At 68.7% G+C, this 25,585-nt stretch carries 19 protein-coding genes and 1 tRNA gene; 13 read left to right on the forward strand and 7 right to left on the reverse strand.

Annotation, left to right across the window (positions count from 1 at the left end):
- The first annotated feature begins 91 nt into the window (after positions 1-91).
- The 5 genes from C7416_RS25290 to C7416_RS25310 all read left to right on the forward strand — a co-directional run bounded on the left by C7416_RS25290 (position 92) and on the right by C7416_RS25310 (position 9,417).
- Positions 92-2,785, forward strand: coding sequence for an FHA domain-containing protein (locus C7416_RS25290; protein ID WP_111521425.1), 2,694 nt, complete (start codon positions 92-94; stop codon positions 2,783-2,785).
- A complete protein-coding gene (locus C7416_RS25295) occupies positions 2,782-4,164 on the forward strand; it encodes a beta-barrel domain-containing protein (protein WP_111521426.1) in 1,383 nt (460 codons plus the stop codon). Before C7416_RS25290 ends, C7416_RS25295 begins: the two co-directional genes overlap by 4 nt.
- A gap of 78 nt (positions 4,165-4,242) precedes the next feature.
- Complete coding sequence (locus tag C7416_RS25300) at positions 4,243-4,995, forward strand: peptidylprolyl isomerase (protein ID WP_111521427.1); 753 nt, start codon at positions 4,243-4,245, stop codon at positions 4,993-4,995.
- The gene (locus C7416_RS25305) at positions 4,976-8,089 is read left to right on the forward strand and encodes a peptidase domain-containing ABC transporter (protein WP_181461316.1); all 3,114 of its coding nucleotides are present in this window, start codon (positions 4,976-4,978) and stop codon (positions 8,087-8,089) included. The genes C7416_RS25300 and C7416_RS25305 overlap by 20 nt, the downstream gene beginning before the upstream one ends.
- Complete coding sequence (locus C7416_RS25310; protein ID WP_111521428.1) at positions 8,086-9,417, forward strand: sigma-54 interaction domain-containing protein; 1,332 nt, start codon at positions 8,086-8,088, stop codon at positions 9,415-9,417. Before C7416_RS25305 ends, C7416_RS25310 begins: the two co-directional genes overlap by 4 nt.
- Before the next feature lie 19 nt (positions 9,418-9,436).
- On the opposite strand, the gene C7416_RS25315 is transcribed toward C7416_RS25310, so the two are convergent.
- Together C7416_RS25315 and C7416_RS25320 are read right to left on the reverse strand one after the other, a co-directional pair.
- A complete protein-coding gene (locus C7416_RS25315) occupies positions 9,437-10,213 on the reverse strand; it encodes a PP2C family protein-serine/threonine phosphatase (protein WP_111521429.1) in 777 nt (258 codons plus the stop codon).
- Positions 10,214-10,278: 65 nt separating this feature from the next.
- Positions 10,279-10,572, reverse strand: a complete 294-nt coding sequence (locus C7416_RS25320; protein WP_111521430.1) for a hypothetical protein — start codon at positions 10,570-10,572, stop codon at positions 10,279-10,281.
- Positions 10,573-10,887: 315 nt separating this feature from the next.
- On the opposite strand from C7416_RS25320, the gene C7416_RS25325 reads away from it, so the two are divergent.
- The 3 genes from C7416_RS25325 (at position 10,888) to C7416_RS25335 (ending at position 11,767) form a co-directional block, all read left to right on the forward strand.
- Positions 10,888-10,962: transfer RNA gene (locus tag C7416_RS25325), tRNA-Arg, on the forward strand.
- A 180-nt stretch (positions 10,963-11,142) separates the two neighbouring features.
- The gene (locus C7416_RS25330) at positions 11,143-11,364 is read left to right on the forward strand and encodes a DUF2188 domain-containing protein (protein ID WP_111521431.1); all 222 of its coding nucleotides are present in this window, start codon (positions 11,143-11,145) and stop codon (positions 11,362-11,364) included.
- A gap of 124 nt (positions 11,365-11,488) precedes the next feature.
- Complete coding sequence (locus C7416_RS25335; RefSeq protein ID WP_111521460.1) at positions 11,489-11,767, forward strand: hypothetical protein; 279 nt, start codon at positions 11,489-11,491, stop codon at positions 11,765-11,767.
- Between the two features lie 96 nt (positions 11,768-11,863).
- On the opposite strand, the gene C7416_RS25340 is transcribed toward C7416_RS25335, so the two are convergent.
- Entirely contained in the window at positions 11,864-12,196 is a 333-nt protein-coding gene (locus tag C7416_RS25340; RefSeq protein WP_111521432.1) for a DMT family transporter, read from the reverse strand.
- A gap of 232 nt (positions 12,197-12,428) precedes the next feature.
- On the opposite strand from C7416_RS25340, the gene C7416_RS25345 reads away from it, so the two are divergent.
- The gene (locus tag C7416_RS25345) at positions 12,429-12,947 is read left to right on the forward strand and encodes a hypothetical protein (RefSeq protein WP_111521433.1); all 519 of its coding nucleotides are present in this window, start codon (positions 12,429-12,431) and stop codon (positions 12,945-12,947) included.
- A gap of 19 nt (positions 12,948-12,966) precedes the next feature.
- Here C7416_RS25345 and C7416_RS25350 read toward each other — a convergent pair whose 3' ends face one another.
- Entirely contained in the window at positions 12,967-14,145 is a 1,179-nt protein-coding gene (locus C7416_RS25350; RefSeq protein WP_111521461.1) for a benzoate/H(+) symporter BenE family transporter, read from the reverse strand.
- 366 nt (positions 14,146-14,511) lie between these two features.
- On the opposite strand from C7416_RS25350, the gene C7416_RS25355 reads away from it, so the two are divergent.
- The gene (locus C7416_RS25355) at positions 14,512-16,446 is read left to right on the forward strand and encodes an ATP-binding cassette domain-containing protein (protein ID WP_111521434.1); all 1,935 of its coding nucleotides are present in this window, start codon (positions 14,512-14,514) and stop codon (positions 16,444-16,446) included.
- Between the two features lie 28 nt (positions 16,447-16,474).
- Here the strand turns inward: C7416_RS25355 and C7416_RS29220 are convergent, their stop codons facing one another.
- Complete coding sequence (locus tag C7416_RS29220) at positions 16,475-16,615, reverse strand: hypothetical protein (protein WP_181461317.1); 141 nt, start codon at positions 16,613-16,615, stop codon at positions 16,475-16,477.
- A complete protein-coding gene (locus tag C7416_RS25360; protein WP_111521435.1) occupies positions 16,615-17,826 on the reverse strand; it encodes an MFS transporter in 1,212 nt (403 codons plus the stop codon). Before C7416_RS25360 ends, C7416_RS29220 begins: the two co-directional genes overlap by 1 nt.
- A 345-nt stretch (positions 17,827-18,171) precedes the next feature.
- On the opposite strand from C7416_RS25360, the gene C7416_RS25365 reads away from it, so the two are divergent.
- The 3 genes from C7416_RS25365 to parC all read left to right on the forward strand — a co-directional run bounded on the left by C7416_RS25365 (position 18,172) and on the right by parC (position 23,503).
- On the forward strand, positions 18,172-20,163 hold the full coding sequence (locus C7416_RS25365; RefSeq protein ID WP_111521436.1) for a DNA topoisomerase IV subunit B: 1,992 nt from the start codon (positions 18,172-18,174) through the stop codon (positions 20,161-20,163).
- A 96-nt stretch (positions 20,164-20,259) separates the two neighbouring features.
- Positions 20,260-21,081, forward strand: a complete 822-nt coding sequence (locus C7416_RS25370) for a lytic transglycosylase domain-containing protein (protein WP_111521437.1) — start codon at positions 20,260-20,262, stop codon at positions 21,079-21,081.
- A gap of 79 nt (positions 21,082-21,160) precedes the next feature.
- The gene (gene parC / locus C7416_RS25375; protein ID WP_111521438.1) at positions 21,161-23,503 is read left to right on the forward strand and encodes a DNA topoisomerase IV subunit A; all 2,343 of its coding nucleotides are present in this window, start codon (positions 21,161-21,163) and stop codon (positions 23,501-23,503) included.
- A gap of 67 nt (positions 23,504-23,570) precedes the next feature.
- Here the strand turns inward: parC and C7416_RS25380 are convergent, their stop codons facing one another.
- Positions 23,571-25,400, reverse strand: coding sequence for an ABC transporter ATP-binding protein (locus C7416_RS25380; RefSeq protein WP_111521439.1), 1,830 nt, complete (start codon positions 25,398-25,400; stop codon positions 23,571-23,573).
- Positions 25,401-25,585: the final 185 nt, after the last annotated feature.

Consider the following 25,585-nt stretch of genomic DNA (forward strand, 5'->3'; position numbering starts at 1 on the left):
ACTAGCCTAGGCCGTCGCCTACTATGTTCTTAGTCGCTTCATCCCCCCTGGCCCGCCGCCGCGGCAGCCGCGCTGTTGGCTCGCTGGAAACATGGCTCCTGACGAAGCACTGATCATGGAAATGCCGGTGAAAATGGCCCAGGGATCCGCACGGGAACTCGCTCAGCATGAGGCGCAGGACGTTGCGCAGGACGTTGCGCAGGAATTCGATGTCTTCCTGACGCCGGTGGCGCGCCCCGAGCTGGGCGAGATCCGCATCGACGAAGCGCTGTTCGCGGTCGGCCGCAGCGAGTTGCCGTTCGCGACTTACCCGGAAGCGCTGGCCGCAACGCTGTCGCGGCGCCATGCGCGCATTTTTGCCGAGCATGGCGCAGTCTATGTGGCGGACCTCGGCAGCAAGAACGGCACGCGCGTCAACGGCACGGCCGTGGCGCGCCAGCCGGCGCAGCTGAGCGATGGCGATGAAGTCGCGTTCGGGCCGATGCTGTCGTTCCGGGTGCGGCTGTCGCCGCGCGCGCTGCGGCCCGAGCCGCCGCGCGTGGCGCTGACGCTGGTGCCGGAACGCCATGACGTCGGGCTGCAGCCGCTGCACGTGGAGCAGTTCCCGTACCTGATCAGCAAGGGCGACGATGCCTTCGCGCGTTTTCGCGACAGCTATCCGCACCAGGTCAACTACCTGTCGCGGCGCCATGCGCATATCTACCTGAAGGGCGGCATCCCCTTCGTCGAGGACCTTGGCAGCACCAATGGCACCTTCGTCAACGGCAAGCGCCTGGCCGACCACGGCGTGCCGCTCGACGATGGCGACCTGATCGCGTTCGGTGGCAACCACTTTGTCTACCAGGCCCAGGTGCGGTCCGACGGCGGCGATGCCACGGCAACGCGTTCGCTGCTGCAGCTTCCGGACACGCCAGAAACGCCTGCCACGCCCGGCACGCCCGCACCGCCTGCCGCCGTGGCTGCCACGATTGCCACGCCGCCCGCGCGCGACGACGGCGACCGCACCACCTTTGTCGGCGCGCCCGATTCCTTCCTCGATATCTTCTGCGTCGACTACGCCGCCCACCAGGAGGACGAGGTCAACACCGAAGCCGAGGCCCAGGCCGCGGCAGCCACCGCTGCCGCTGACGGCGCGCGCGGCGGGCACCGTGCGCGCGGCCGTGCCGCGCTGCTGCTGGCGGAAGGGGCGAGGCTGTTCGGACTGGAGCAGCCGGCGCGCACGCGGCGCATGGCGCGCTGGGGCGCAGCCTTGCTGCTGCTCGTGCTGGTGGCGGGCGCCGCGGTCTACTGGCGTGGCGCGCCGGAGCGTGCGGTGCAGTCGCGCTTCGCCGCGGGCGACCACGCCGGCGCGGCGCAGGCGGCCGACAGCTATCTGGCGCGGCATCCCGACGATGTCGAGGTCCAGGCCATCGGTACCGAGGCCCTGTTGCGTGCGTACGTGCCGGACTTTGCCGCCAGGCTGAAGGGCGCCGACATGGCCGGCGCCGATGCCGTGCTGGCGCGCCTGCGCCAGCTCAGCACGCACAACGCGGAAGCACGGCCACTGGTGGCCGAGCTCGACTGGGTCGGCAGGCTCGAGCGCTTCACCGCGCCGCGCGGTGCCGATGCGCCGATCCGGCTCTACACCGACGAAACGCCGATGCGCCAGCTGCTGGCGTACTGGAACCAGGACACGGCCGCGCACCAGCGCGCGCTCGGGCGCATCGCCGCCGACGTGCCGGCGTTCCGCGACCTGTATGCCGATGCGCTCAGCGATGTGCGCCGGCTGCAGAACGATGCCTCGGTCTATCTGGCGGCGATCGACCGGCTCAATGCCACCATCGCTGCCGAACTGGGCCGCGACCGCCCGGAGGCCTTGCAGCCGGTGCTGGCCGAATACCGCGACAAGTATCCGCGCCTGGCCGGCCTGGACCGGCTGCAGTCGGACCTGGATCGCTACACCGGCCTGCTGCAGGCATTGCGCGCGCGCCGGCCGGGGCAGCTGGTGGCGCGGCTGGCCGACAGCCGTTTCGCCACGCCCCCGTTCCAGGCGCAGCTGGCCAGCCTGGGCGCGCGCCTGCCGCCGCCGGAGATGGCGCGCGCGTATGCGAACGCGTCCCGCGCGTGGCAGCGCGGCGACAGCACCGCAGCGCTGGCCGCGCTCGGGCAGATCCGCGGCGGACCGTGGGCCGATGACCTCGCGCGCGACGTCGCGCACAAGCAGAAGGTCGCGGCGCAGTATGCCGCGTTGCAGTCCGCGCGCGGCAGCCGTGGCTACGAGGACCGCCTGCTAGATTTCTACGCCATGCTCGAGGCGGAGGAGGACGGCTATTTCGCCAAGGCGGTCGAGGCCGATGTCAACGGCGTGCGCGACAGCGCCCTGCGCCGCGCGCGCGAGCTGATGGCGAGCGCGCTCGCGGCGTGGAAGCAGTATCGCGCCAACGGCGTGATCGGCGGCGAGCAGCGGCTGGAGCCCGGCATCTCGCCGAAGTTCCGTGCGCAGGCGCGGCTGCTGTCGCAGGCGCAGGACGACGCGCGCCAGGGCATGCGCATCTTCACGCAACTGCGTGCCGGCGAAAGCGCCGACCTGGCGCAGCTGGCCAAGGTCGAGCAGGAGATCCGCGCCGAGGCGGAGCAGCAGCGGCACGCGCTGCGCGAGCTAAGCACCGTGCTCGACCCCGCCGTGCTCAAGGCCAAGCTCGCGCTGATCGGCGGTGAAGACACCGGCAAGGCGCCCGAGTCCGTCGCGGCTGCGTCCGCGGCTGCGGCCAAGGTCCCGCCATCCGGGGCAGTGGGGAAGCCATGAAGGACGATGCCCGCCACGCCGGCCTCAAGCCATTGTCCGAGGCGCTCGAAGACCACGGCGCCGAGGGCATCGGCCTGCTCAGCGCCGAGCCGTCGCGCCTGGGCCTGCTGACCATCGTCACCACCTTCGCGCTGGTGCTGTGCGGGCTGGTCTGGTCCTTCGTCGGCCACGCCGATGTCATCGTCACCGCGCAGGGTACGCTGGCGCCGGAATCCGAGGTGCGGCGCTTCTATGCGCCGGTGGACGGCGAGCTGGCCGACCTTTACGTGGCGGAAGGGCAGCCGGTCTCCAAGGACGATGTGCTGGCGCGCCTGAATGCGCGTGGCGCGATCGAGGCCGCCGCCAACGCGCTGGAGGCGCAGCTCAAGCTGGAAGACTCCGAGCGCGAGTGGAAGCAGTTCCCCGACAAGAAGGCGCTGATGGAACGCCGCGCGGCGGCGCTCAAGCAGCAGATCGACGTGGCCACGCGCCAGCACGAGACCCGCATCGCCGAAGGCACCATGCGGCTGGCCGAGCAGCAGCGTGCGCAGCTGCAGGAGGCGCGCAGCAACCTCGACAACGCGCGCCGCGCGCGCGAGTTCGCGCGCCAGGAGCAGGACCGCTATGCGCGCCTGCTGGCGCTGCCCGGCGGCGGCGGGGTGTCGCAATCGCAGGTCGATGCCAAGCGTGCCGCGGCGCAGGACGCGGACAACAACCTGCGCGTGGCGCAGTCGCGGCTGGGCGAGCTGGAGGCGCGCCTGGGCCGCGAGCTGACCCAGGCCAGCTCCGAGCTGGAAAGCAGCGGCCAGGACCTCGCGGGGTTGCGCGTGCAGTATGACGCGGCGCTGCGCGAGATCGCCAATACCGAGGACAAGCTGCGCCTGCAGGTGCAGACCGCCCGCCTGGTGGCGGACGCCGCCGCGCGCATCCGCTTCGAGAACATCGACAAGGACAACTTCCTGCTGATCCTGGCACCGGTGTCCGGCGTGATCACCGATGTCACCTCGACCCAGCGCGGCGACAAGGTGCAGGCCAATACGCCGCTGGGCGGCATCGCGCCCAGGGATGCGCGCCCGGTGGTGAAGATCGTGATTGCCGAGCGCGACCGCGCCTTCCTGCGCGAAGGGCTGCCGGTCAAGCTCAAGTTCAATGCGTTCCCGTACCAGCGCTACGGGATCATCGACGGCACGCTCGAATTCATCTCGCCCGCGACCAAGCCGGGCGGGCCGGACAAGCAGCCGGTCTACGAGGGTCGCGTGCGCCTGGCGCGCGACTATTACACCGTGGCCGACAACAAGTATCCGCTGCGCTATGGCATGACCGCCACGGCGGAGATCGTGGTGCGCGAACGGCGCCTGATCGACCTCGGGCTCGACCCGTTCCGTGAGGTGGCCGGCTAGCGTCGCGGTGGCACACAGCAACAGCATCTGGGCAGACCCGGCGCGCCGCCGCGCCAGGCCGCCAAAGGAGTCGGAAAAATGACTGGCATCGTGCGTATCGACGACGAGGTGCTTGGGGTCGAGGAATTCGTGCGCCTGCTCAAGCTGACCGGGCAGTTCGAAGGGCTGGTCGAGCAGATCGTGCGCGACAAGCTGACCGTGCACGCCGCCAAGCGGCAGGGCATGGTGGTCACGCCCGAGGAAATCCAGGAGCGCGCCGACCAGTTCCGCCGCGTGCAGGGCCTGCACCGCGCCGCCGACATGAACCACTATCTGGATGCGCTCAACGTCAGCCTGGACGAGTTCGAGGCCTTCATCACCGACAACCTGTACCAGGAGCGGATGATGGCGCAGGTGTGCAGCGATGCGGCGGTGCAGGAGTATTTTGCGCTGAACTCGCCGCGCTTCGACAGCATCGAGGTCAGCCATATCGTGGTCGACAGCGAAGGGAAGGCCAGGGAACTGATCTCGTACCTGCAGGACGATCCCGACGCCTTTGCCGAGATGGCGCGCGAGCACTCGATTGCCGACACGCGCGAGCGCGGCGGCGAGATCGGCAAGGTGCTGCGGGGCTCGCTCAAGACCGAGATCGAGGCCAAGGTCTTCAACGCCGAGCCGGGCGACCTGCTGGGACCGTTCCCGGCCGCCGACCGCTCGTTCTTCGAAGTCTTCCTGGTGCGCGCCAAGCACCCGGCCACGCTCGACAGCGAGGTGGCGGTCGAAGTGCGCCGCCTGCTGCGTGAGGACTGGCTGATGGCCAGGGCGCAGGAACATGTCATCGAAGCCCGCTAGCGAGGCCGGTCCGGCCGACGCCGCCACCGCCGCGCCGCAGCCGCCGGAGGCGGGGTCGGCGCTGGCCGCATTCCTGGCGTCGGTCGAGATCCTGTCGGTGCTGACGCCGGAGGAACTGGCGCGGCTGGCCGACGCCGCGCAGGTGCTGAGCTTCGGCTTTGGCGACACTGTCTGCAATGCCGGTGAAGCCGCGCCGGGCCTGTTTATCGTCAAGTCCGGCTCGGTGCGCGTGTTCAACGAGGAGCACGGCAAGGAAATCAGCATGGGGGTGCGCAAGACCGGCGAGGTCTTTGCCGATCTCGCGCTGCTGCGCGAATACCGGCACGAGTCGTCGGTGCGCGCCTCGGGCAAGACCGAGCTGCTGATGATTCCGCGCAGCGTCAGCGAACCTGTGGTGGCCGGCAACCCCGCGGCGCTGGCCTTCATCACCAGCTATGTCGCGATCAGTTCGGCCGGCGGCTTTGTCGCGCGGCTGTTCGACTTGCGCGGCAAGCTCGACAAGCAGGAACTGGAAGACGCGGTGCGCAGCGTCGGCGTGAAGCGCGTCGCGGCCGGCCGGGAAATCCTGAAGCAGGACGGACGCGAGGACCGGCGCCTGTACGTGGTGCGCCAGGGCACGGTGCGCATCGTGCGCAGCGAAGAGGGCAGCGAGTTCCCGCTGGCGACGCTGGGCCAGGGCGATATCTTCGGCGAGCGCGCCTGCGTGATGCGGCAGGAGCAGCTGGCGTCGGCGATTGCCGAGACCGACGTGCGCCTGCTGGTGATCCCCGAGAAAACCGTGCAGCTGATCCTCGAGCGCAATCCGCGCCTGCGCGAGGTGCTGGAGGAGCGCATCCGGGTGCTGGACCGCGAGCTGCACCGGCAAAAGAAGCTGGCCGAGCGGCGCAAGCGTCCGGTACTGCTCGACCTGGCCTCCCGGCCCGAACTGGGCGAGAAGCTGATCCGCCGCTTCGCGCTGGTGGAGCAGGCCGAGGAAATGGATTGCGGCGCGGCCTGCCTGGCGATGATCTGCCGGCACTACGGCATCCCGATGACGCTGGGCAAGCTGCGCGAACTGGCCAACGTCACCACGCAGGGCGCCACGCTCGACAGCCTGGCGCGCGCCGGCGAGTCGCTGGGCTTCACCACGCGCGGGGTGCAATGCACGCGCGATTCGCTGATGGGCTTCGAGCTGCCGTTCATCGTCCATTGGGAGGGCTACCACTACGTGGTGGTGTACGGGATCTCGTCGCGCTGGGTGTGGGTGGCGGATCCCGCCATCGGCTTCCGCAAGATGAGCGCGGAGGAATTCGAGCGCGGCTGGAGCGGCACCTGCCTGCTGTTCACGCCGGGCGAGAGCATGACGCAGCTGTCGGTGCAGCGCTCGCCATGGCTGCGCTTCATCGGCTACCTGGCGCCGTACAAGAAGATCCTGGCGCACCTGTTCCTGGCGACCTTCGTGATCCAGATGCTGGGCGTGGTGCCGCCGCTGATCATCCAGAACATCCTCGATGGCGTGGTGGTGCACCAGAACGTCGGGCTGCTGCACCTGCTGATCGCGGGGCTGATCATCTCGAGCGTGTTCTCGCAGCTGATGTCGACGATCCGCGCCTACCTGGCCAACTTCATGGTGCGCAACATGGATTTCGCCATGATGTCGCACTTCTTCAGGCACACGCTGTCGCTGCCGTTGTCGTTCTTCGCCAAGCGCAAGACCGGCGACATCTTCGCGCGCTTCCAGGAGAACCAGACCATCCGCGCCTTCCTGACCGAATCGACGGTGACCACGGCGCTGAACCTGCTGATGGTGTTTATCTACTTCACCATCATGTTTCTCTACAACGTCAAGCTGACGCTGCTGCTGATCGCCTTCGTGATCCCGATCGCCACGCTGACGGTGGTGGTGACGCCGCGCGTCAAGGCCTATGCGCGCGACGTGTTCGCGACCTCGACCGATGCCAAGGCCTACCTGATGGAGACGCTGGGCGGCGCCGAGACCGTCAAGGGCATGGGCATCGAGCGCCCGGTGCGGCTGCGCTGGGAGCGCAAGTACACCAAGGCGCTGGAATCGCAGTACAAGGCGCAGCAGTTCCATATCCTGGTGGGGCTGGCCAGCCAGCTGCTCAATGCCGCCACCACCATCGCGGTGCTGTGGGTGGGCGCGACGCTGGTGCTGGAGCGCGAGCTGACTATCGGCCAGCTGATGGCCTTCAATGCCTTCATGGGCAGCGTGCTGGCGCCGCTGATGGGACTGGTGGCGCTGTGGGGCCAGCTCAACGACGCCGGCGTGGCGATGGAGCGGCTTGGCGACGTGCTCGACCTCGAGCCCGAGCAGAAGCCGCAGGACGTGCTGTCGCGCGTGATGCTGCCCGACCTGCAGGGCGAGATCGTGATGAAGGACCTGTACTTCCGCTACGGCGGCGAAGACACGCCCTATGTGCTGGAGAACATCAGCTTCGCCATCCGGCCCGGCGAGATGGTCGCCATCGTCGGCCGCAGCGGCTCGGGCAAGACCACGCTGGCCAAGCTGCTGGTGGGCTTCTACAAGCCCACCGAGGGTTCGATGACGGTTGACGGCTACGACCTTAACGTGATCGACGCGGCGTTCTACCGCGCCCAGGTCGGCTACGTGATGCAGTCCAACCTGCTGTTCTCCGGCACCATCGCCGAGAACATCGCCTGCGGCGACGACAGCCCGGACCGGCGCCGCATCGAGGAGGTGGCGCGCATGGCCGACGCCCATGCCTTTATCAGCAAGCTGCCGCTGGGCTACGAGCAGGTCGTCGGCGAGCGCGGCATCGGGCTTTCCGGCGGGCAGATCCAGCGGCTGTGCATCGCGCGCGCGCTGTACCACGACCCGCGCCTGCTGGTGTTCGACGAGGCCACCTCGGCGCTGGACACGCAGTCCGAGAGCAACATCCTGGCCAATATGCAGGAGATCCTGCGCGGGCGCACCGCGGTGATCATCGCGCACCGGCTCAGCACCATCATGCAGGCCGACAAGATTCTGGTGCTGTACGAAGGCGCCATCGTCGAGCAGGGCCGGCACGAGGAGCTGTTGGAGCGCAAGGGCATGTATTTCCAACTGGTGCAGAAGCAACTGAGTGCCGCATGAAGCTATACAACCAGGGTGCCACCCCCGCCTCGGTGACTTCGCCGGTGTCGTTCGCCGGGCTGATCGAGAAGATTGAGATCCTGCGCTCGACGCTGCGCTGGGCGTCGAAGCTGGACCGGCCCGAGATCGAGAAGCTGCTCAAGCAGGCCACCACGCTGCGCGACGAGGTGATGGGGCTGTCGCACAAGGAGCGCTTCGTGCAGGCGGCATCGTCATCCGATACCGCGACCGAATCCGTCCCGCCGCAGCCGGAAGTCGAACGCCTGCCGCGCGAGCGTCGCCAGGCGCTGATGGAGCGCAGCTTTATCTTCGAAGGGACCTTCGGCGACAACCCCCGGCTGCTCGAGGCGCTGGAGATCGCGGAGAAGGCGGCGCCGACCGACCTGCCGGTGCTGATCGACGGCGAAAGCGGCACCGGCAAGGAGCTGATGGCCAAGGTGATCCACGCCAACGGCGCGCGCACCGACAAGCCGTTTATCTCGGTCAACTGCGGCGCCATTCCCGACAGCCTGCTCGAATCCGAGCTGTTCGGCCACAAGAAGGGCGCCTTCACCGGCGCCAGCAACGACCGGCGCGGCAAGTTCGAGAGCGCGCATACCGGCACCATCTTCCTGGACGAGATCGGCGAACTGCCGCTGACCGGGCAGGTCAAGCTGCTGCGCGTGCTCGAGGCGCACGAGATCCAGCGGGTCGGCTCGGACGAGATCATCTCGGTCGATGCGCGCATCGTCGCGGCGACCAACAAGGACCTGCGCCGCATGAGCCAGGCCGGCACCTTCCGCGAGGACCTGTTCTACCGCCTGAGCGTGATCCACGTCAGCCTGCCGGCGCTGCGCGAGCGGCGCGACGAGATCCCACTGCTGGTGTCTTACTTCAGCGACGAGGCCGCCGGCATGCTGCGGCGCGCGCCGGTGCGGCTGACGCCGCGGCTGCGCGACTTCCTGCTGCACTACGACTACCCCGGCAATATCCGCGAGCTGCGCAACCTGCTGTACCGGCTGAGCTGCCTGGCCGGCGATACCGCCGACCTGCCGCACCTGCCGCAGGACATCCGCCCGAAACCCGCGGCGCTGGCGGTGGTCGGCAGCGGCGCAGCCGGCGCCGACATCGCCATGGCGACCTCGCTCAGCGAAGCCAAGCGCGCGGCCAGCGACGAGGCCGAGCGCGCCTTTCTCGAGCGCGGATTGCAGGAGGTGGGCGGCACCGTCGCCGAACTGGCGCGGCGCTTCGACATGAACCGCTCGCACCTGCAGATGCTGCTGAAGAAGCACGGCATCCACTCGAAGGACTTCCGCGCCAGCCGGCAGGCCGAAGCCGGCAAGGGCTAGGGCGCGCCGGTGTCAGGCGTCAGGCGTCGAGCTCGGGGTTGACCAGGGTGCGGTCTGGGCCGCAAGGGTCGGCCGCGCGCAGCACCACCACCGAGATGTTGTCGCGCCCGCCGGCATCGAGGGCCTTCTGCACCAGCGTCAACGCGGCCTGCGCCACGTCCTGCTGCGCCAGCACCGCGGCGATCGCATCATCGTCGACTTCGTTGCTCAGGCCGTCGCTGCACAACAGGTAGACATCGCCGTCGGCGACGTCGGTCAGCAGCTGCTCCGGCGCCAGCGTCGGCGCCGCGCCGACGGCGCGCGTGATGGTGTTCTGCGCGGGATGGTGGCGCGCCTGCTCCGGCGTGATCAGGCCGCGCGCGAGCAGGCGCTCGACCTGGTTGTGGTCGCGCGTGAGCCGCGCCAGCTGGCCGCCGCGCAGCCGGTACAGGCGGCTGTCGCCGGCCCACAGGCAGGCACAGCGGCTGTCGCCGGCCAGCAGCACTACCACCGTGCTGCCGATGCAGCGCACGCCCAGGCGCGCGGCTTCGTCGACCAGCGCCAGGTTCACGCCCTGCAAGGCCGCGCGCGTGGCGTCGATGCGGTCTTCCAGCCGCGCCTGCGGCGGCAGCGCTGTCAGCGCCCGCACCACCGCCTGGCTGGCGAAGTCCCCCACGGCATGGCCGCCCATGCCGTCGGCCACGGCCCACAATTCCTGTCCGGGCAGGTCCAGGCAGGCGTCCTCATTGCGCTCGCGCACGCGCCCGACGTCGGTGCACGCCGCCGAGGTCCACCGGAAATGCGAGTCGAAACCCAAGCTGGTCTCCGCTGCGATCCGCAACGCTCACGCCAGCGCCGGAGGGCGCCCGGGCCACGGCCGGATCAGACCAGTCGGCCGTCGTTCCTGGCACCCTGATCGGCCTGCACATTGATATTGGCGTTCGGCGCGTTGTTGCGGATATCGATGTTCTGGAACTGGTTGTTTATCTGATCAGCATAGAAGCTGTAGTTGATCTCGTAAAAGTTGATCACTGTGCCGAGCGGCGCCGGCGACGACGGCACGAACGGTCGGATCCAGCCGAATACCCATTGCCCACCCGCGCCGCGTACGCGCGCCATGGCGGCGGGAGCCAGGTCGCGGCAGCCGGCAAGGTCATTGATCGAGAGGGTGGCCATATGCGGTCTCCGGTGGAAGGCGCCGACGCGCCGGGGCGGTACCGACGGTTGAGCAAGCGGCGTGCCACCGACCGCCAGCGTGCCGGCTCAGGCCAGCATCCGGGGCCTGACGCGGGTTCCCGGCAGGGCGGGCACCCGCCGCCCCTTGCCGCCGGCGCCGGGCCGTTGGATGCGCGCCGACACCCCGGCGCGCCGGTGTCGGCCAACACCCACCACCGCGGCGGCGCCGGGCCGCGGGCGTGCGGATTTTGATATACTCCCGCCCGTCTCCAGGATCACCGCGCCCGCGGCTTGCCGGTCCTGGCAGTCCTGTCCCTCGCCGTAGTTCAATGGATAGAACGAGCGCCTCCTAAGCGCTAGATACAGGTTCGATTCCTGTCGGCGGGACCACCGATTCTTTTGGCGACCGTCTGCCAAAATCCTTCCTCCCGCGTCACTCCAGGATTTTCAGCGGCATTATCGTCTGCCGTATCTCATCCTCCGCCGTTGCAAATCCGCCGCGTCGGACAAAATCCGATACCGAGCCGGGGGCCGACTGCAGATACTCTCTCCGTCAGTTTTGGAGCAGCCATGTCGGACGTTCACGTATTGCGGATCGAGGGACTTCAGTGGGTGGTGGAACGCGCGTGCGGCAGCGAGGGCCGCCTGCTTTTCCCCAGCCGGGAGGCGGCCATCGCGGCCGGCACGGCGAAGGCCGAGGAGGATCGCGTCGACCTGATCGTCCACACGCGCGATGGCCGCGTCGGCCGGCGCATCTCCTTTGGCAAGGACAAGGGCGGGATCCACCCATAATGCCCTTGTCAGCGCGAATGATTCGCGTTGCCCGGTGAATTCCCGATTTGTAGGACGGAGCCTGATACACAGGACTTTGCATCTGGCCTATCACCAAACCATATCGCTCAGATGGGAGATGGCCATGCAACCGGGAGTCGAGCCCCTGCGCAGCATCGAGGAGGATCTCCAGGATCTGGACGAAACCGACCAGGCGATCGAGCGCCTGTCCAACCGGATCGATGCCCAGCAGCTGCGCGTCGCGCAGCTGAAGCGCGAGCGCATCAACGCCGACACGGCGGAATCGATGCTGGCAAACATGCGCGCGAGCCTCAAGCAGCTCGTCATGCATCGCGCGCTGGTCGTACATGCCATGGCCCGGCGCAGTGCCGGGCGTACCCGCGTGGCCCGGTTCCAAAACTAGCCGACCTCGAGTTGGCCAGGCGGCGATCGGCAAGGGCGCGGCAATGCGGGAAACCCGGCGTCCCGGAATTGACCGGCGTTGGATTTTCCCGCCCTGTCAATGCGCGCTGGTCTTCGAAAACAGCTGGATCACCGCCACCCCGGCAATGATCAGCCCGATCCCGACACAGGCCGCCAGGTCCGGCACCTGCCGGTACAACACCACCGCGATCACCGACACCAGCACGATGCCCGCGCCGCTCCAGATCGCATACGCGATGCCGACCGGGACGGTGCGCATCACCAGCATCAGCAGATAGAAGGCGGCGACGTAGCCGGTGACCACCAGCACGCTGGGCAGCAGCCGGGTAAAGCCCTGCGAGGCTTTCAGGCTGCTGGTGGCGATGACCTCGGCGACGATGGCGAGGGCGAGAAGCACGTATCCGTTCATGGCATGCAGAAGAGGCTGGCCGGCAATGGGCCTGAGCCGGCATCTTAGCGTCCCGCGCATGTTGCGCCAAAGCCGCGTCCCTCCCTTGCGGTGGTTGTGCGCGCCGGCAAGCGCAGGTTGAATGTGACGCGCAGAACCATAACAAGCGGGTCCACGCTGGCCCGCGGCAACGCCTGACCAAGCCGGCACGAGATGACGATGCCGGCGGCGGGCTCGGGGATAGGGGAGCGGTATGCAGCACACTGGCATCGACGGCGCCGCCGTGCCGGCATCGTCGGCAACATCGGGGTCCGGGGACACGGCCATCGCGCCGGACGCCAACCCATGGCAGGACACCATTGCGGCGGCGGACCAGGCGCTGGAAGAGGCCGCGCGCATCCAGCGCGGCGTGCAGCAAAACCTGAAGCTGATGCAGGACGTGCGGGCGCTGCGTGAAGAGCTGCGCAAGGCCCATGCGGAGATCGATCGCTACCGCGGCATGCATGCCCGCGTGGTGGTGGGCATGCGCCAGCTCGAGGAAGAACACACCAGCGCGATGAGCCGGCTGCATGCCGACAACGAGATGCTGCGGGTGCGGCACCGGGTCTACCGGCTGCTGGCCGAGCACTACGCGCGCGTGGCGCTGCGGCTGGATCCGGAGACCTTCGCCGGCGACCGCGACCGCGTGATGCAGCACATCCTGTTCCAGCGCCGCAAGGGCGTGCAGCCCGAAGAGATCGGCCTGTCCGACCTGGCTTTCCTGCTGCTGTAGCCCCGCGCCGGATCTGCCGTCAGGCTGCCCGGCGGCGCAGCACGTGGTAGGCGAGCATGCCGCCCACCACACCCCAGAATGCCGAGCCGATGCCGGCCAGGGTCATGCCCGAAGCCGTGATCATGAAGGTCAAGAGGGCGGCTTCGCGCTCGGCCGGGATCTGCATGGCGACGGTCAGGCCGTTGGCGATCGAGCCCAGCAGCGCGAACGCGGTCACGCCCACCACCAGCGCCTGTGGGAAGGCGGCGAACAGCGCGGCGATGCTGGCGGCCAGCGTGCCCGCGACCAGGTAGCCGACGCCGCAGACCACGGCCGCGGTATAGCGGCGGTGGCGGTCTGGGTCGGCCTGCGGGCCGGTGCAGATCGCGGCGGTGATGGCCGCCAGGTTGATGCCGTGCGAGCCGAACGGCGCCAGCGCGGCCGAGGCCAGCCCGGTGACGGTGATCAGGCGCGAGGCCGGCACGTGGTAGCCATCGGCCTGCAGCACGGCCAGCCCGGGGATGTTCTGCGACGCCAGCGCGACGATGAACAGAGGGATCGCCAGGCTGATGAAGGCCGGCATCGAGAACGCCGGCGTGGTCCACACCGGCACGGCCAGTTCCAGCCGCACGCCGGAGAAATCGAGCTGCCCGAGCCCGCCTGCCACCACCACGCCGGCCAGCAGCACCCCCGGCACCGCGTAGGCCGGCCACAGCCGCCGCCCCAGCAGGAAGGCCGCGAACATCGCCAGCAGCAGCACGGTCTGGTGCTGCGCCTGCACGAACACGTCCACGCTGATGCGGAACAGGATGCCGGCCAGCAGCGCCGAGGCAATGCTGGCGGGCAGGGCGCGCATCAGCTTGTCGAACCAGCCGGTCATGCCGGCCGCGGTCATCAGCAAGGCGGCCAGCAGGAAGGCGCCGATCGCCTCGGCATAGGGCACGCCGGGCAGGCTGGCGATCAGCAGCGCCGCGCCGGGCGTGGACCACGCCACCACGATGGGCACGCGCAACGCCAGCGACAGGCCGATGGTGGTGATCCCCATGCCGATCGACAGCGCCCAGATCCACGACGAGATCTGCGCGTCGGTCAGGTGGGCCGCGTGTCCCGCCTGGATCATCAGCACCAGCGAACTGGTATAGCCGGTGAGCGTGGCGACCAGCCCGGCGACGAGCGCCGACACGGACAGGTCGGAAAATTTGAGGGAGGCGGTGGTCATGGGGACGGGCAGCAGGCACTTGGGTACGGCCGCCATCTTCGCATGAGTGCCTTGGTCGTACCAATTTGGCCGGGCCCGGTGCGGCGACCGCCGTTGACGGGGCTTTCCCTTACGGACTTGTCCGACTGGAGCGGGGCGTGGGCGGTTGTTATGCTGGATTCGTGCCTTGCGAGCAGGGCACCGAGGAGAGACTCTTGGGCCCGCAGTGCGCGGGCCCTTCTTTTTTGCCCGGCCCTTTGCCCGGTCTCTTGCCCGTCCCTTGCCCGGCCAGCTGCCGCTGCCGGTCGTCTACAATGCGGGCTGCCGCCGGGCGCGCCCGTGCCGCCGGCCCGTCCCTTCTTTCCTCGCTGTCTCGCCTTCCTTCCCATGGCCCTGTTTTCCATTACCGACGCCCAGCTTGCCTTCGGGCACGTGGCCCTGCTCGATCACACCGACTTTTCGCTGGAGGCCGGCGAGCGCGTGGGGCTGATCGGGCGCAACGGCTCGGGCAAGTCCTCGCTGCTGAAGATCGTGGCCGGGCTGGCGGCGCCGGATGACGGGCTGATCGCCCGCCAGAGCGGCGTGACCAGCGCCTACGTGCCGCAGGAGCCGCAGTTCGCGCCCGGCATCACCGTGTTCGATGCGGTGTCGCAAGGCATGGGCGACGCGCACGACCTGCTGGTGCGCTACGAGGCCGCCGCCGATCGCGTTGCCGAGCACCACGACGACGAAGCGGCGCTGGCCGAACTGCACCAGCTGCAGTCCGAGCTCGACGCTGCCGGCGCCTGGCAGCTGCGCACCCGCGTGGAAACCACGCTGGCCCGGCTGGGGCTGGATTCGCACACGCGCGTCGACGCGCTCTCGGGCGGCCTGCAGAAGCGCGTGGCGCTGGCGCAGGCGCTGGTGGCGGAGCCCGACATCCTGCTGCTGGACGAACCCACCAACCACCTCGACGTGGAGGCGATCCGCTGGCTGGAAGACCTGCTGCTGCAGTTCCGGGGCAGCGTGCTGCTGATTACCCACGACCGCGCCTTCCTCGATCGCGTCGCCACGCGCATCGTCGAGCTGGACCGCGGGCGGCTGGTGTCCTTTCCCGGCAACTTCGCCGCCTACCAGGCGCGCAAGGCCGAGATGCTGGCCGCCGAGCAGGTCGAGCAGGCCAAGTTCGACAAGCTGCTGGCGCAGGAAGAGGTGTGGATCCGCAAGGGCGTGGAAGCGCGGCGTACCCGCAGCGTGTCGCGCATCCAGCGCCTGGTGGCGATGCGCAACGAGCGCGCCGCGCGCCGCGAGGTGCAGGGCAATGTCAGGCTGGAGGTGTCGCAGGCCGACCGCTCCGGCAAGATCGTGGCCGAGCTGACCGACGTGAGCAAGGCGTATGGCGACAAGGTGGTGGTGCGCGACTTCACCGCCACCATCATGCGCGGCGACAAGGTCGGCCTGATCGGCCCCAACGGCGCCGGCAAGACCACGCTGCTGCGGCTGATCCTGGGCGAACTGGCGCCGGACAGCGGCACCGTGCGCAACGGCAGCAACCTGCAGGTGGCGTATTTCGACCAGATGCGCACCGCCCTGGACCTGGAAAAGTCGCTGGCCGACACCATCAGTCCCGGCAGCGACTGGGTCGAGGTCAACGGCCAGCGCAAGCACGTGATGAGCTACCTGGGCGACTTCCTCTTCGCACCCGAGCGCGCGCGCTCGCCGGTCAGGTCGCTGTCGGGCGGCGAGCGCAACCGGCTGCTGCTGGCGCGCCTGTTCGCGCGGCCGGCCAATGTGCTGGTGCTGGACGAGCCCACCAACGATCTCGACATCGACACGCTGGAACTGCTGGAGGAGCTGCTGCAGGACTACGGCGGCACCGTGTTCCTGGTATCGCACGACCGCGCCTTCCTCGACAACGTGGTGACCTCGACGCTGGCCGCCGAAGGCGATGGGGTCTGGCGCGAATCGGTGGGCGGTTATTCCGACTGGGTCGAGCAATCAGCACGCAGCGCGGCGCTGCAGGCGGCGCGCAAGCCGGCGGAGCAGAAGCTGGCGGAGCCGGCCAGGGGCAAGGAGTCGCGCGAGGCGCGCGGGGCCAACCGGACCGTCAAGCTGTCGTACAAGGAGCAGCGCGAGCTGGATGGACTGCCCGAGCGCATCGCTGCGCTCGAGACCGAGCAGAAGACGATCTCGGCGCAGCTCGCGGACGGCTCGCTCTATGTCAGCGATGCGGCCAAGGCCGCGCAGCTGGGCACGCGGCATGACGAGATCGAAATGGAACTGCTGGAAGCGCTGGAGCGCTGGGAAGTGCTGGAGGCGAAGACTAAGGGCGAAGGCGCCTGAGGCGTGAGGGTCCGGCAGGCGCCGGACCTTACCCGCACCACGCCAGCACCATATTGGTCAGGTCGACCATGAAGGCCGGCCGCAGGTAACCCACGAACCCAAGCGCCAGCACCCCGGCCAGCACCGCCAGCCCGGCTGCCTTCGCCATGCGCGCCTGGGCCGTGCTCATCACGCCGCCGCCGGCTGCGCCCGCACCACCGCCTGCTCGCGGATCGGCAGGTTGACCAGCGCCGCCAGCACCCCGAGCGCGATCGCGATCAGCCACACCGTGTTGTAGCCCCCGGTGCGGTCATACAGATAGCCGCCCAGCCACGCGCCGAGGAAACTGCCGATCTGGTGCGAGAAGAACACCACCCCCGACAGCATCGACAGGTATTTCACCCCGAACACCTGCGCGATGATGCCGTTGGTCAGCGGCACCGTCGACAGCCACAGGAAACCCATCACCGCCGCGAACACCCAGGTGCTGGCGACCGTCAGCGGCAGCAGCAGGTAGGCGGCGATCACCACCGAGCGCGCCAGGTAGATCGCCGCCAGCAGGTAGCGCTTGGGCAGGCGCTGGCCCATCGCGCCGGCGGTATAGGTGCCGAAGACATTGAACAGGCCGATCAGCGCCAGCGCCACCACGGCCACCTTGGGATCGGTCAGCCCCTGGTCCTTCAGGTACGGTGCCAGGTGCACGCCGATAAAGACCACCTGGAAGCCGCACACGAAGTAGCCCAGCGTCAGCAGCTGGAAGTTGCGGTTGCCGAAGGCTTCGTGGATGGCCTGGCCGATGGTCTGGTGGTGGCCGCCAGTGTGCGCGGCCTCGCGCGGCTCGCGCAGGGTCAGTGCCAGCGGCAGCATCACGCACGCCATCAGCGCCATCACGTACAGCGCGTTCTGCCAGCCCAGGCCGGAGATCAGCCCCTGTTCCACCGGGATCATCAGGAACTGGCCGAACGAGCCTGCCGCGGCGGCGATGCCCATGGCCCAGACCCGCTTCTCCGGGCTGGCGACGCGGCCGATCACGCCATAGACGATGCTGTAGGTGGTGCCGGACTGGGCGATGCCGATCATCACCCCGGCGCCGGTGGCGAAGGCGGTGCCGCTGGTCGCCAGCGCCATCACCACCAGACCGGCGACGTACAGCGCCACCCCCACCAGCATGATGCGCAGCGCGCCGAACTTGTCGGCCAGGGCCCCGGCGAAGGGCTGGCTGGCGCCCCACATCAGGTTCTGCAGCGCGAGCGCAAAGGCAAAGGTCTCGCGGTTCCAGCCGTGGGCCTGGGTGATCGGCAGGTTGAACAGGCCGAAGCCATGCCGGATGCCCATCGAAAGCGTGACCAGCAGGCCACCGCACACAAGCACGGTGGTCAGGGAGAGTTGTCGGTTCTGCATGTCTTGGCTCGGTGTGCGGCGGCCGCGCCGGGTGAAGCGGCGCCGACAGGATTGTCTGTGCTTGTTGTTTTACCGCGCCGGAACGGCAATCAGGCTTGCCGGGGCCGGGTGGTGGGGAGTTTACTCTGCCTCGGGAAAACGCGTACGGCGCTGCCCGCAGCCGCGGCGCCCCGGCAAAAAGTGCCGGCGGCCCGGCAAGCCGGACCGGCCCGGGCCGCGAGGCAGGTGCGCTTTTTCTGCGGGATTGGCGTCGCGCGCTTCCATTACAATGCAGTGCCCGGTGCCCCGGCGCGTGCACAGTTGTGCGCCTCGCGGCAGCCGGACCATCACTTTCGTAGCGACTCCATGGCGAGCAAAACCAGTCAGTACAGCGAATCTTCCATCCGGGTCCTGAAGGGCCTGGAGCCGGTCAAGCAGCGCCCCGGCATGTACACCCGGACCGACAACCCCCTGCATATCGTGCAGGAGGTGATCGACAATGCCTCGGACGAGGCCCTCGGCGGCCACGGCTCCGAGATCCTGGTGACCCTGCATCGCGACGGCAGCCTCAGCGTGGAAGACGACGGCCGCGGCATCCCGGTGGGCATCCACCCGGAAGAGGGCGTGCCCGTGGTCGAGATCGTCTTTACCCGGCTGCACGCCGGCGGCAAGTTCGACAAGGGCAAGGGCGGCGCCTATGCCTTCTCCGGCGGCCTGCATGGCGTCGGCGTGTCGGTGACCAATGCCCTGTCGACGCAGCTGGACGTGACCGTGTGGCGCGACGGCATGTGCTCGACGCTGACCTTCTCGGGCGGCGACGTGACCGTGCCGCTGGCCTCGCGCAAGCTCGAGCGCGGCGAGAAAAAGAACGGCACGCGCGTGCAGGTGTGGCCGGACGCGAAGTATTTCGATTCGGCCGCGATCCCGCTGGCCGAACTGCAGCGCCTGCTGCGCAGCAAGGCCGTGCTGCTGCCGGGCGTCAAGGTCACGCTGGTGACCGAAAAGACCGGCGAGCGCCAGACCTGGCAGTACGACCAGGGCCTGAAGGGCTACCTGGTCGAAGCGCTGGCGCAGGGCAGCGGCTCGGAACTGGTGATCCCGATGTTCGAGGGCGAGCACTTTGCCGACCCCGACGCCAATCCCGGCGAGGAAGGCTTTGCCGACGGCGAGGGCGCGTCGTGGGTGGTGGCCTGGACCGAGGACGGCGCGCCCGTGCGCGAGTCCTACGTCAACCTGATTCCCACGCCGGCCGGCGGCACGCACGAGTCCGGCCTGCGCGAAGGGCTGTTCCAGGCGGTCAAGAGCTTTATCGAGATGCATGCGCTGCAGCCCAAGGGCGTCAAGCTGATGAGCGAGGACGTGTTCGCGCGCGCCTCGTTCGTGCTGTCGGCCAAGGTGCTGGACCCGCAGTTCCAGGGCCAGATCAAGGAGCGCCTGAACAGCCGCGACGCGGTGCGGCTGGTGTCCACCTTCAGCCGCCCGGCGCTGGAGCTGTGGCTGAACCACCATGTCGAGTACGGCAAGAAGCTGGCCGAGCTGGTGATCCGCCAGGCCCAGGCGCGCACGCGCGCGGCGCAGAAGGTCGAGAAGAAGAAGGGCTCCGGCGTGGCCGTGCTGCCCGGCAAGCTGACCGACTGCGAGTCCACCGACGTGACCCGCAACGAGCTGTTCCTGGTCGAGGGCGACTCTGCCGGCGGCTCGGCCAAGATGGGCCGCGACAAGGAATTCCAGGCGATCCTGCCGCTGCGCGGCAAGGTGCTGAACACCTGGGAGACCGAGCGCGACCGCCTTTTTGCCAACAACGAGGTGCACGACATCGCGGTGGCGATCGGCGTGGACCCGCACGGCGCCAACGACGAGCCCGACCTGTCCAACCTGCGCTACGGCAAGATCTGCATCCTGTCCGATGCCGACGTCGACGGCGCGCATATCCAGGTGCTGCTGCTGACGCTGTTCTTCCGGCATTTCCCCAAGCTGATCGAGACCGGCAACGTCTATGTGGCGCGTCCGCCGCTGTTCCGCGTCGATGCCCCGGCGCGCGGCAAGAAGCCGGCGCAGAAGCTGTACGCGCTGGACGAAGGCGAGCTCGAGGCCATCCAGGACAAGCTGCTCAAGGACGGCGTCAAGGAAAACTCGTGGCAGATCTCGCGCTTCAAGGGCCTGGGCGAGATGAGCGCCGAGCAGCTGTGGGAAACCACCATGAACCCCGACACGCGGCGCCTGCTGCCCGTGATGCTGGGCGAATACGACCTGCCGCAGACCGTAGAGATGATGAACATGCTGATGGGCAAGGGCGAGGCCGCCCAGCGCCGCAGCTGGCTGGAAGAGAAGGGCAACGAGGTCGAGGCCGATATCTGAGCCGGTGCGCCGCGCCGCGGGCGCGGCCGCTCCGGTGCCAGCCCGGCCCGATTGGCGCATAATGCCGGCTCCGGTCCGCCTACTCTGGAACGCACGATGAAGACGAGAACCCACGGCAATCCCTGGCGCAAGGCAACCGCGGCCCTGCTGGCGCTGGCCGGGCTCGCCTGCGTGCCGTCGGCGCATGCCGAGCTGTGGGGCTTTATCGATGCCGACGGCGTGGCGCACTTCGCCGACCAGAAGCTCGACGCGCGCTACAAGCTGTTCATGAAGGACGGCGGCAAGCTCGACACCGGACGCCTGGCCGCGCGGCAGGCGCAGGCGGCGCGAGGTGACATCGACCTCGACATCGACCTCGAGCAGCACAAGCTGTACCGCTACGTTCTCAACCATCCCAATATCAAGACCGTCGAGCCGCTGATCCACCAGATCGCCGGCAAGCAGGATGTCGATCCCGCGCTGGTCAAGGCGGTGATGGCGGTGGAATCCGGCTTCAACCCGGCGGCGGTGTCGCCCAAGGGCGCGATCGGCCTGATGCAGGTGATTCCCGACACCGGCGCGCGCTTTGGCGTCAGCGCCGATGCGCGCCGCACCATCGAACAGAAGCTGGCCGACCCGCGCACCAATATCACCGCCGGGGTGCGCTACCTGAGCTGGCTGATGCAGCAGTTCCCCGGCAACCTCGAGCTGGTGCTGGCGGCGTACAACGCCGGCGAGGGCGCGGTGCAGCGCTACAACAACCGCATTCCGCCGTATCCGGAGACGCGGCAGTATGTCAGCACCGTGCTGCAGTTCTACCGGCTGTACCAGCCGCAGCAGGGCGTGGTGCTCACGCGCGCCAGCGCCGGCGCCGGCCCGGGCGATGGCGACGGCCCGCGCGTGAAGATGGTGCTCGGCGCGCGCCGGCCCATGCCCTGAGCAGCACCCAAGAATCACAAGCAACCGGTGCGCCGGCCGTCGCGGTCCGACGCGTGGCGCGCCGAATCCTTGCCTATCCATGGAACAACAAGACATCACGTTTCAACCTGAAGAGCCGGCCGATTCGCTGACGCTGGCCCGCTACGCCGAGCGCGCCTACCTCGACTACGCCGTCAGCGTGGTCAAGGGCCGCGCGCTGCCCGAGGTGGCCGACGGCCAGAAGCCGGTGCAGCGGCGCATCCTGTTCGCGATGCACGAGATGGGGCTGCGCGCCGACGCCAAGCCGGTCAAGTCCGCGCGCGTGGTCGGCGACGTGCTGGGCAAGTTCCACCCGCACGGCGACCAGTCCGCCTATGACGCGCTGGTGCGGCTGGCGCAGGACTTCTCGCTGCGTTACCCGCTGATCGACGGCCAGGGCAACTTCGGCTCGCGCGACGGCGACGGCGCCGCGGCGATGCGCTACACCGAAGCGCGCCTGACGCCGATCTCGCGGCTGCTGCTCGACGAGATCGACGAAGGCACGGTCGACTTCATCCCCAACTACGACGGCTCGATGCAGGAGCCGAAGCTGCTGCCGGCGCGGCTGCCGTTCGTGCTGCTCAATGGCGCCTCGGGCATCGCGGTGGGCATGGCCACCGAGATCCCGCCGCACAACCTGCGCGAGGTCGCCGCCGCCACCGTGGCGATGATCCGCAACCCGAACATCGCGCTGGCCGAGCTGCTGGCGCTGATGCCGGGGCCGGACTATCCCGGCGGCGGCCAGATCATCTCGCCCGCGGCGGACATCGCGCAGATCTACGAGAACGGCCGCGGCAGCCTGAAGGTGCGCGCGCGCTGGACCATCGAGGAAATGGCGCGCGGCCAGTGGCAGCTGGTGGTGACCGAGCTGCCGCCGAATACCTCGGCGCAGAAGGTGCTGGAAGAGATCGAGGAAATCACCAATCCCAAGATCAAGACCGGCAAGAAGGCGCTGACGCCGGACCAGCAGCAGCTCAAGGCCACCGTGCTGGCGGTGCTCGACGCGGTGCGCGACGAGTCCGGCAAGGACGCGCCGGTGCGGCTGGTGTTCGAGCCCAAGAGCAAGAACATTGGCCAGCCGGAGTTCATCCAGACGCTGCTGGCGCATACCAGCCTGGAATCCGGGGCGCCGATCAACCTGGTGATGATCGGCACCGATGGCCGTCCGCGCCAGAAGGGCCTGCGCGAGATCCTGGGCGAGTGGATCGCGTTCCGCTTCGACACCGTCACGCGCCGCACGCGCCATCGGCTGGGCAAGGTCGAGGACCGCATCCACATCCTCGAAGGCCGGATGCTGGTGCTGCTCAATATCGACGAGGTGATCCGCATCATCCGCGAGAGCGACGAGCCCAAGCCGGCGCTGATCGAGGCCTTCGGCCTGAGCGACCGCCAGGCCGAGGACATCCTGGAAATCCGCCTGCGCCAGCTGGCGCGCCTGGAAGCGATCCGGATCGAGAAGGAACTGAAGGAGCTGCGCGAGGAGCAGGCCGACCTGGACGTGCTGCTCAAGTCCGAGACCATGATGCGCCGTCGCATCATCAAGGAGATCGAGACCGACGCCAGGCAGTACAGCCCGGAAGACAAGGACCCGCGCCGCACGCTGATCCAGGAAGAGCGCCGCGCCGCGGCCGAGGTGCGGGTGATCGACGAGCCGGTGACGGTGGTGATGTCGCAGAAGGGCTGGGTGCGCACGCGCCAGGGCCACGGCCACGACCCGCAGCAGTTCACCTTCAAGGCGGGCGATGCGCTGTACAACACCTTCGACTGCCGCACGGTCGACGTGCTGCTGGTGTTCGGCACCAACGGCCGGGTCTATTCCGTGCCGGTCTCCAGCCTGCCGGGCGGGCGCGGCGACGGGGTGCCCATCACCACGCTGATCGAGCTGCAATCGGGCAGCCAGGTGGCGCACACCTTTGCCGGCAGCGCCAGCCAGCGCGTGCTGATCGCCACCGCCAACGGCAACGGCTTCCAGACCACGGTGGGCGACATGACCGGCCGGCAGAAGGGCGGCAAGTCGTTCCTGACGCTGGACGACGGCGACACCCCGCTGCCGCCCGCGCCGATCGGCGACGAGGCCACGCACGCGGCCTGCCTGTCCGGCAACGGCCGCCTGCTGCTGGTGGCACTGGATGAAGTCAAGGTGCTGTCCGCCGGCGGCCGCGGCGTGATCCTGATGGAACTGGAGCCCAAGGAGAAGCTGCTGCAGGCGGTCGCCGTGGGTGCGCCCGGGCTGGTGCTGTCCGGCGCGGGCCGCGGCGGCAAACCGTCGTCGCAGAAGCTGGCCGGGCAGTCGCTGCTGCCGTATGTCGGCAAGCGGGCGCGCAAGGGCAAGCCGCTCGAGGCGAAGCTGAAGGAGCCGAGGATCGAGCCGGTGCGGGTGGAGGTGCCGGGCGGCGGCAACTGACCGAGTTTGCCGAAGCAAGTGTTGTCTCCCCTCTCCCGCAAGCGGGAGAGGGGAGCAAACAAGCGGGTCAGTCGACCCCCACGAATCCCCCCGTCTGATGCGCCCACAGCCGCGCATACAGCCCTCCATGCGCGAGCAATTCCGCATGCGTGCCGCTTTCCACGATATGCCCGCGATCGAGCACCACCAGCCGGTCCATCCGTGCGATGGTCGAGAGCCGGTGCGCGATCGCGATCACGGTCTTGTCCTGCATCAGCGTTTCCAGGCTTTCCTGGATCGCGGCTTCCACTTCGGAGTCCAGCGCGGACGTGGCTTCGTCCAGGATCAGGATCGGCGCGTTCTTGAGCAGCACCCGCGCGATCGCGATGCGCTGGCGCTGGCCGCCTGACAGCTTCACGCCGCGCTCGCCGACCTGCGCCTCCAGCCCGGTGTTGCCGTGGGCATCGACCAGGTGCGGAATGAACCCGTCGGCGCGGGCGCGGTGCAGCGCGGCGGCGAGTTCGGCATCGGTGCTCGAGGGCTTGCCATAGAGCAGGTTTTCGCGGATCGAGCGGTGCAGCAGCGAGGTGTCCTGCGTGACCATGCCGATCTGCGCGCGCAGGCTTTCCTGCGTGACCGTGGCGATGTCCTGGCCATCGATCAGGATGCGGCCGCGCTCGACGTCGTAGAGCCGCAGCAGCAGGTTGACCAGCGTCGACTTGCCCGCGCCCGAAGGGCCGACCAGGCCGATCTTCTCGCCCGGCCGCACGGTCAGGTTGACGCCCTCGATCACGCCCGAGCCCTTGCCGTAGTGGAACCCGACCTGCTCGAAGCGGACTTCGCCGTGCGTCACGCGCAGCGGCTGCGCATTGGCGCGGTCGGTGACCTGGCGCGGCACCGCGATGGTCTTCATGCCGTCCTGCACCTGCCCGACGTTCTCGAAGATGCCGTTGACCACCCACATGATCCAGCCTGACATATTGTTGATGCGGATCACCAGCCCGGTGGTCAGCGCGATCGCGCCTGTGGTGACATGGCCGGTGCTCCACAGCCACACCGCCAGCCCGGTGGTGCCGGCGATCAGCGCGCCGTTCATCGCGGTGATGGTGACGTCCATGCCGCTGACCATGCGCCCGGCCTGCCGCGTCTTCTCGGTCTGCTCGGCCATGGCGTCGCGCGCGTAGTCTTCTTCCTGCCGGGTATGGGCGAACAGCTTGAGCGTGGTGATATTGGTGTAGCCGTCGACGATGCGCCCCATCAGCCGCGAGCGCGATTCGGTGGCGACCACCGAGCGCTGCTTCACGCGCGGCACGAAGTACAGCAGCGCGGCCACGTAGCAGGCGATCCACAGCAGCAGCGGGATCATCAGGCGCCAGTCGGCCTGCGCGAACAGCACCAGCGAACTGACCGCGTAGATCGCCACGTGCCACAGTGCATCGACCGCCTGCACCGCGGAGTCGCGCAGCGAAAAGCCGGTCTGCATGATGCGCTGGGCGATGCGCCCGGCAAAGTCGTTCTGGAAGAACGACAGGCTCTGCTTGAGCACGTAGCGGTGGTTCTGCCAGCGGATCAGGTTGGACAGGCTGGGGCTGATCACCTGGTGCACCAGCACGTCGTGCAGGCCGAAGAAGATGGGGCGCAGCAGCACCGCCACCACTGCCATCCACACCAGCTCGTTGCGGTGCCGGCTGAAGAACTCGGCGCCGGGCGTGGTCTGCGCCATGTCGACCAGCCGGCCGAGGAAGCTGAACAGCGCTACCTCGATCAGCGCGCCGACCAGGCCCACCAGCAACAGCAGCACGAACACGCCCCAGACCTCGCGCAGGTACCACGTGTAGAAGCGCAGCACCTGGCCCGGCGGCTCGCGGTCGGGCATATGGCGGAAGGGGTCGATCAGTCTTTCCAGGCGACGCAACATGGCGGGGTTCCCGTTGTGTGCCACGGCACGCCCGCTCGTCCTGGTGGGATGCCGGGCGCTTGCGGCGGATCAGACGCAACATGATACGCGCCTTGCCCAATGGAAAAGCCCCGCCTGGGACGGGGCTTTTCCGGAACGCCATGGGGAAACCGCTGCCGCGGCAGCGGCGCCAGCGGCGCCAGCGG

The organism is Cupriavidus phytorum (genome assembly GCF_003254285.1).
GTDB lineage: Bacteria > Pseudomonadota > Gammaproteobacteria > Burkholderiales > Burkholderiaceae > Cupriavidus > Cupriavidus phytorum.

Bases quoted from the DNA above. Each gene is read 5' to 3' on its own strand.
- C7416_RS25290 (WP_111521425.1), top strand. From the start codon at position 92: ATGGCTCCTGACGAAGCACTGATCATGGAAATGCCGGTGAAAATGGCC.
- C7416_RS25295 (WP_111521426.1), top strand. From the start codon at position 2,782: ATGAAGGACGATGCCCGCCACGCCGGCCTCAAGCCATTGTCCGAGGCG.
- C7416_RS25300 (WP_111521427.1), top strand. From the start codon at position 4,243: ATGACTGGCATCGTGCGTATCGACGACGAGGTGCTTGGGGTCGAGGAA.
- C7416_RS25305 (WP_181461316.1), top strand. From the start codon at position 4,976: ATGTCATCGAAGCCCGCTAGCGAGGCCGGTCCGGCCGACGCCGCCACC.
- C7416_RS25310 (WP_111521428.1), top strand. From the start codon at position 8,086: ATGAAGCTATACAACCAGGGTGCCACCCCCGCCTCGGTGACTTCGCCG.
- C7416_RS25320 (WP_111521430.1), bottom strand. From the start codon at position 10,572: ATGGCCACCCTCTCGATCAATGACCTTGCCGGCTGCCGCGACCTGGCT.
- C7416_RS25330 (WP_111521431.1), top strand. From the start codon at position 11,143: ATGTCGGACGTTCACGTATTGCGGATCGAGGGACTTCAGTGGGTGGTG.
- C7416_RS25335 (WP_111521460.1), top strand. From the start codon at position 11,489: ATGCAACCGGGAGTCGAGCCCCTGCGCAGCATCGAGGAGGATCTCCAG.
- C7416_RS25340 (WP_111521432.1), bottom strand. From the start codon at position 12,196: ATGAACGGATACGTGCTTCTCGCCCTCGCCATCGTCGCCGAGGTCATC.
- C7416_RS25345 (WP_111521433.1), top strand. From the start codon at position 12,429: ATGCAGCACACTGGCATCGACGGCGCCGCCGTGCCGGCATCGTCGGCA.
- C7416_RS25350 (WP_111521461.1), bottom strand. From the start codon at position 14,145: ATGACCACCGCCTCCCTCAAATTTTCCGACCTGTCCGTGTCGGCGCTC.
- C7416_RS25355 (WP_111521434.1), top strand. From the start codon at position 14,512: ATGGCCCTGTTTTCCATTACCGACGCCCAGCTTGCCTTCGGGCACGTG.
- C7416_RS29220 (WP_181461317.1), bottom strand. From the start codon at position 16,615: ATGAGCACGGCCCAGGCGCGCATGGCGAAGGCAGCCGGGCTGGCGGTG.
- C7416_RS25360 (WP_111521435.1), bottom strand. From the start codon at position 17,826: ATGCAGAACCGACAACTCTCCCTGACCACCGTGCTTGTGTGCGGTGGC.
- C7416_RS25365 (WP_111521436.1), top strand. From the start codon at position 18,172: ATGGCGAGCAAAACCAGTCAGTACAGCGAATCTTCCATCCGGGTCCTG.
- C7416_RS25370 (WP_111521437.1), top strand. From the start codon at position 20,260: ATGAAGACGAGAACCCACGGCAATCCCTGGCGCAAGGCAACCGCGGCC.
- parC (WP_111521438.1), top strand. From the start codon at position 21,161: ATGGAACAACAAGACATCACGTTTCAACCTGAAGAGCCGGCCGATTCG.
- C7416_RS25380 (WP_111521439.1), bottom strand. From the start codon at position 25,400: ATGTTGCGTCGCCTGGAAAGACTGATCGACCCCTTCCGCCATATGCCC.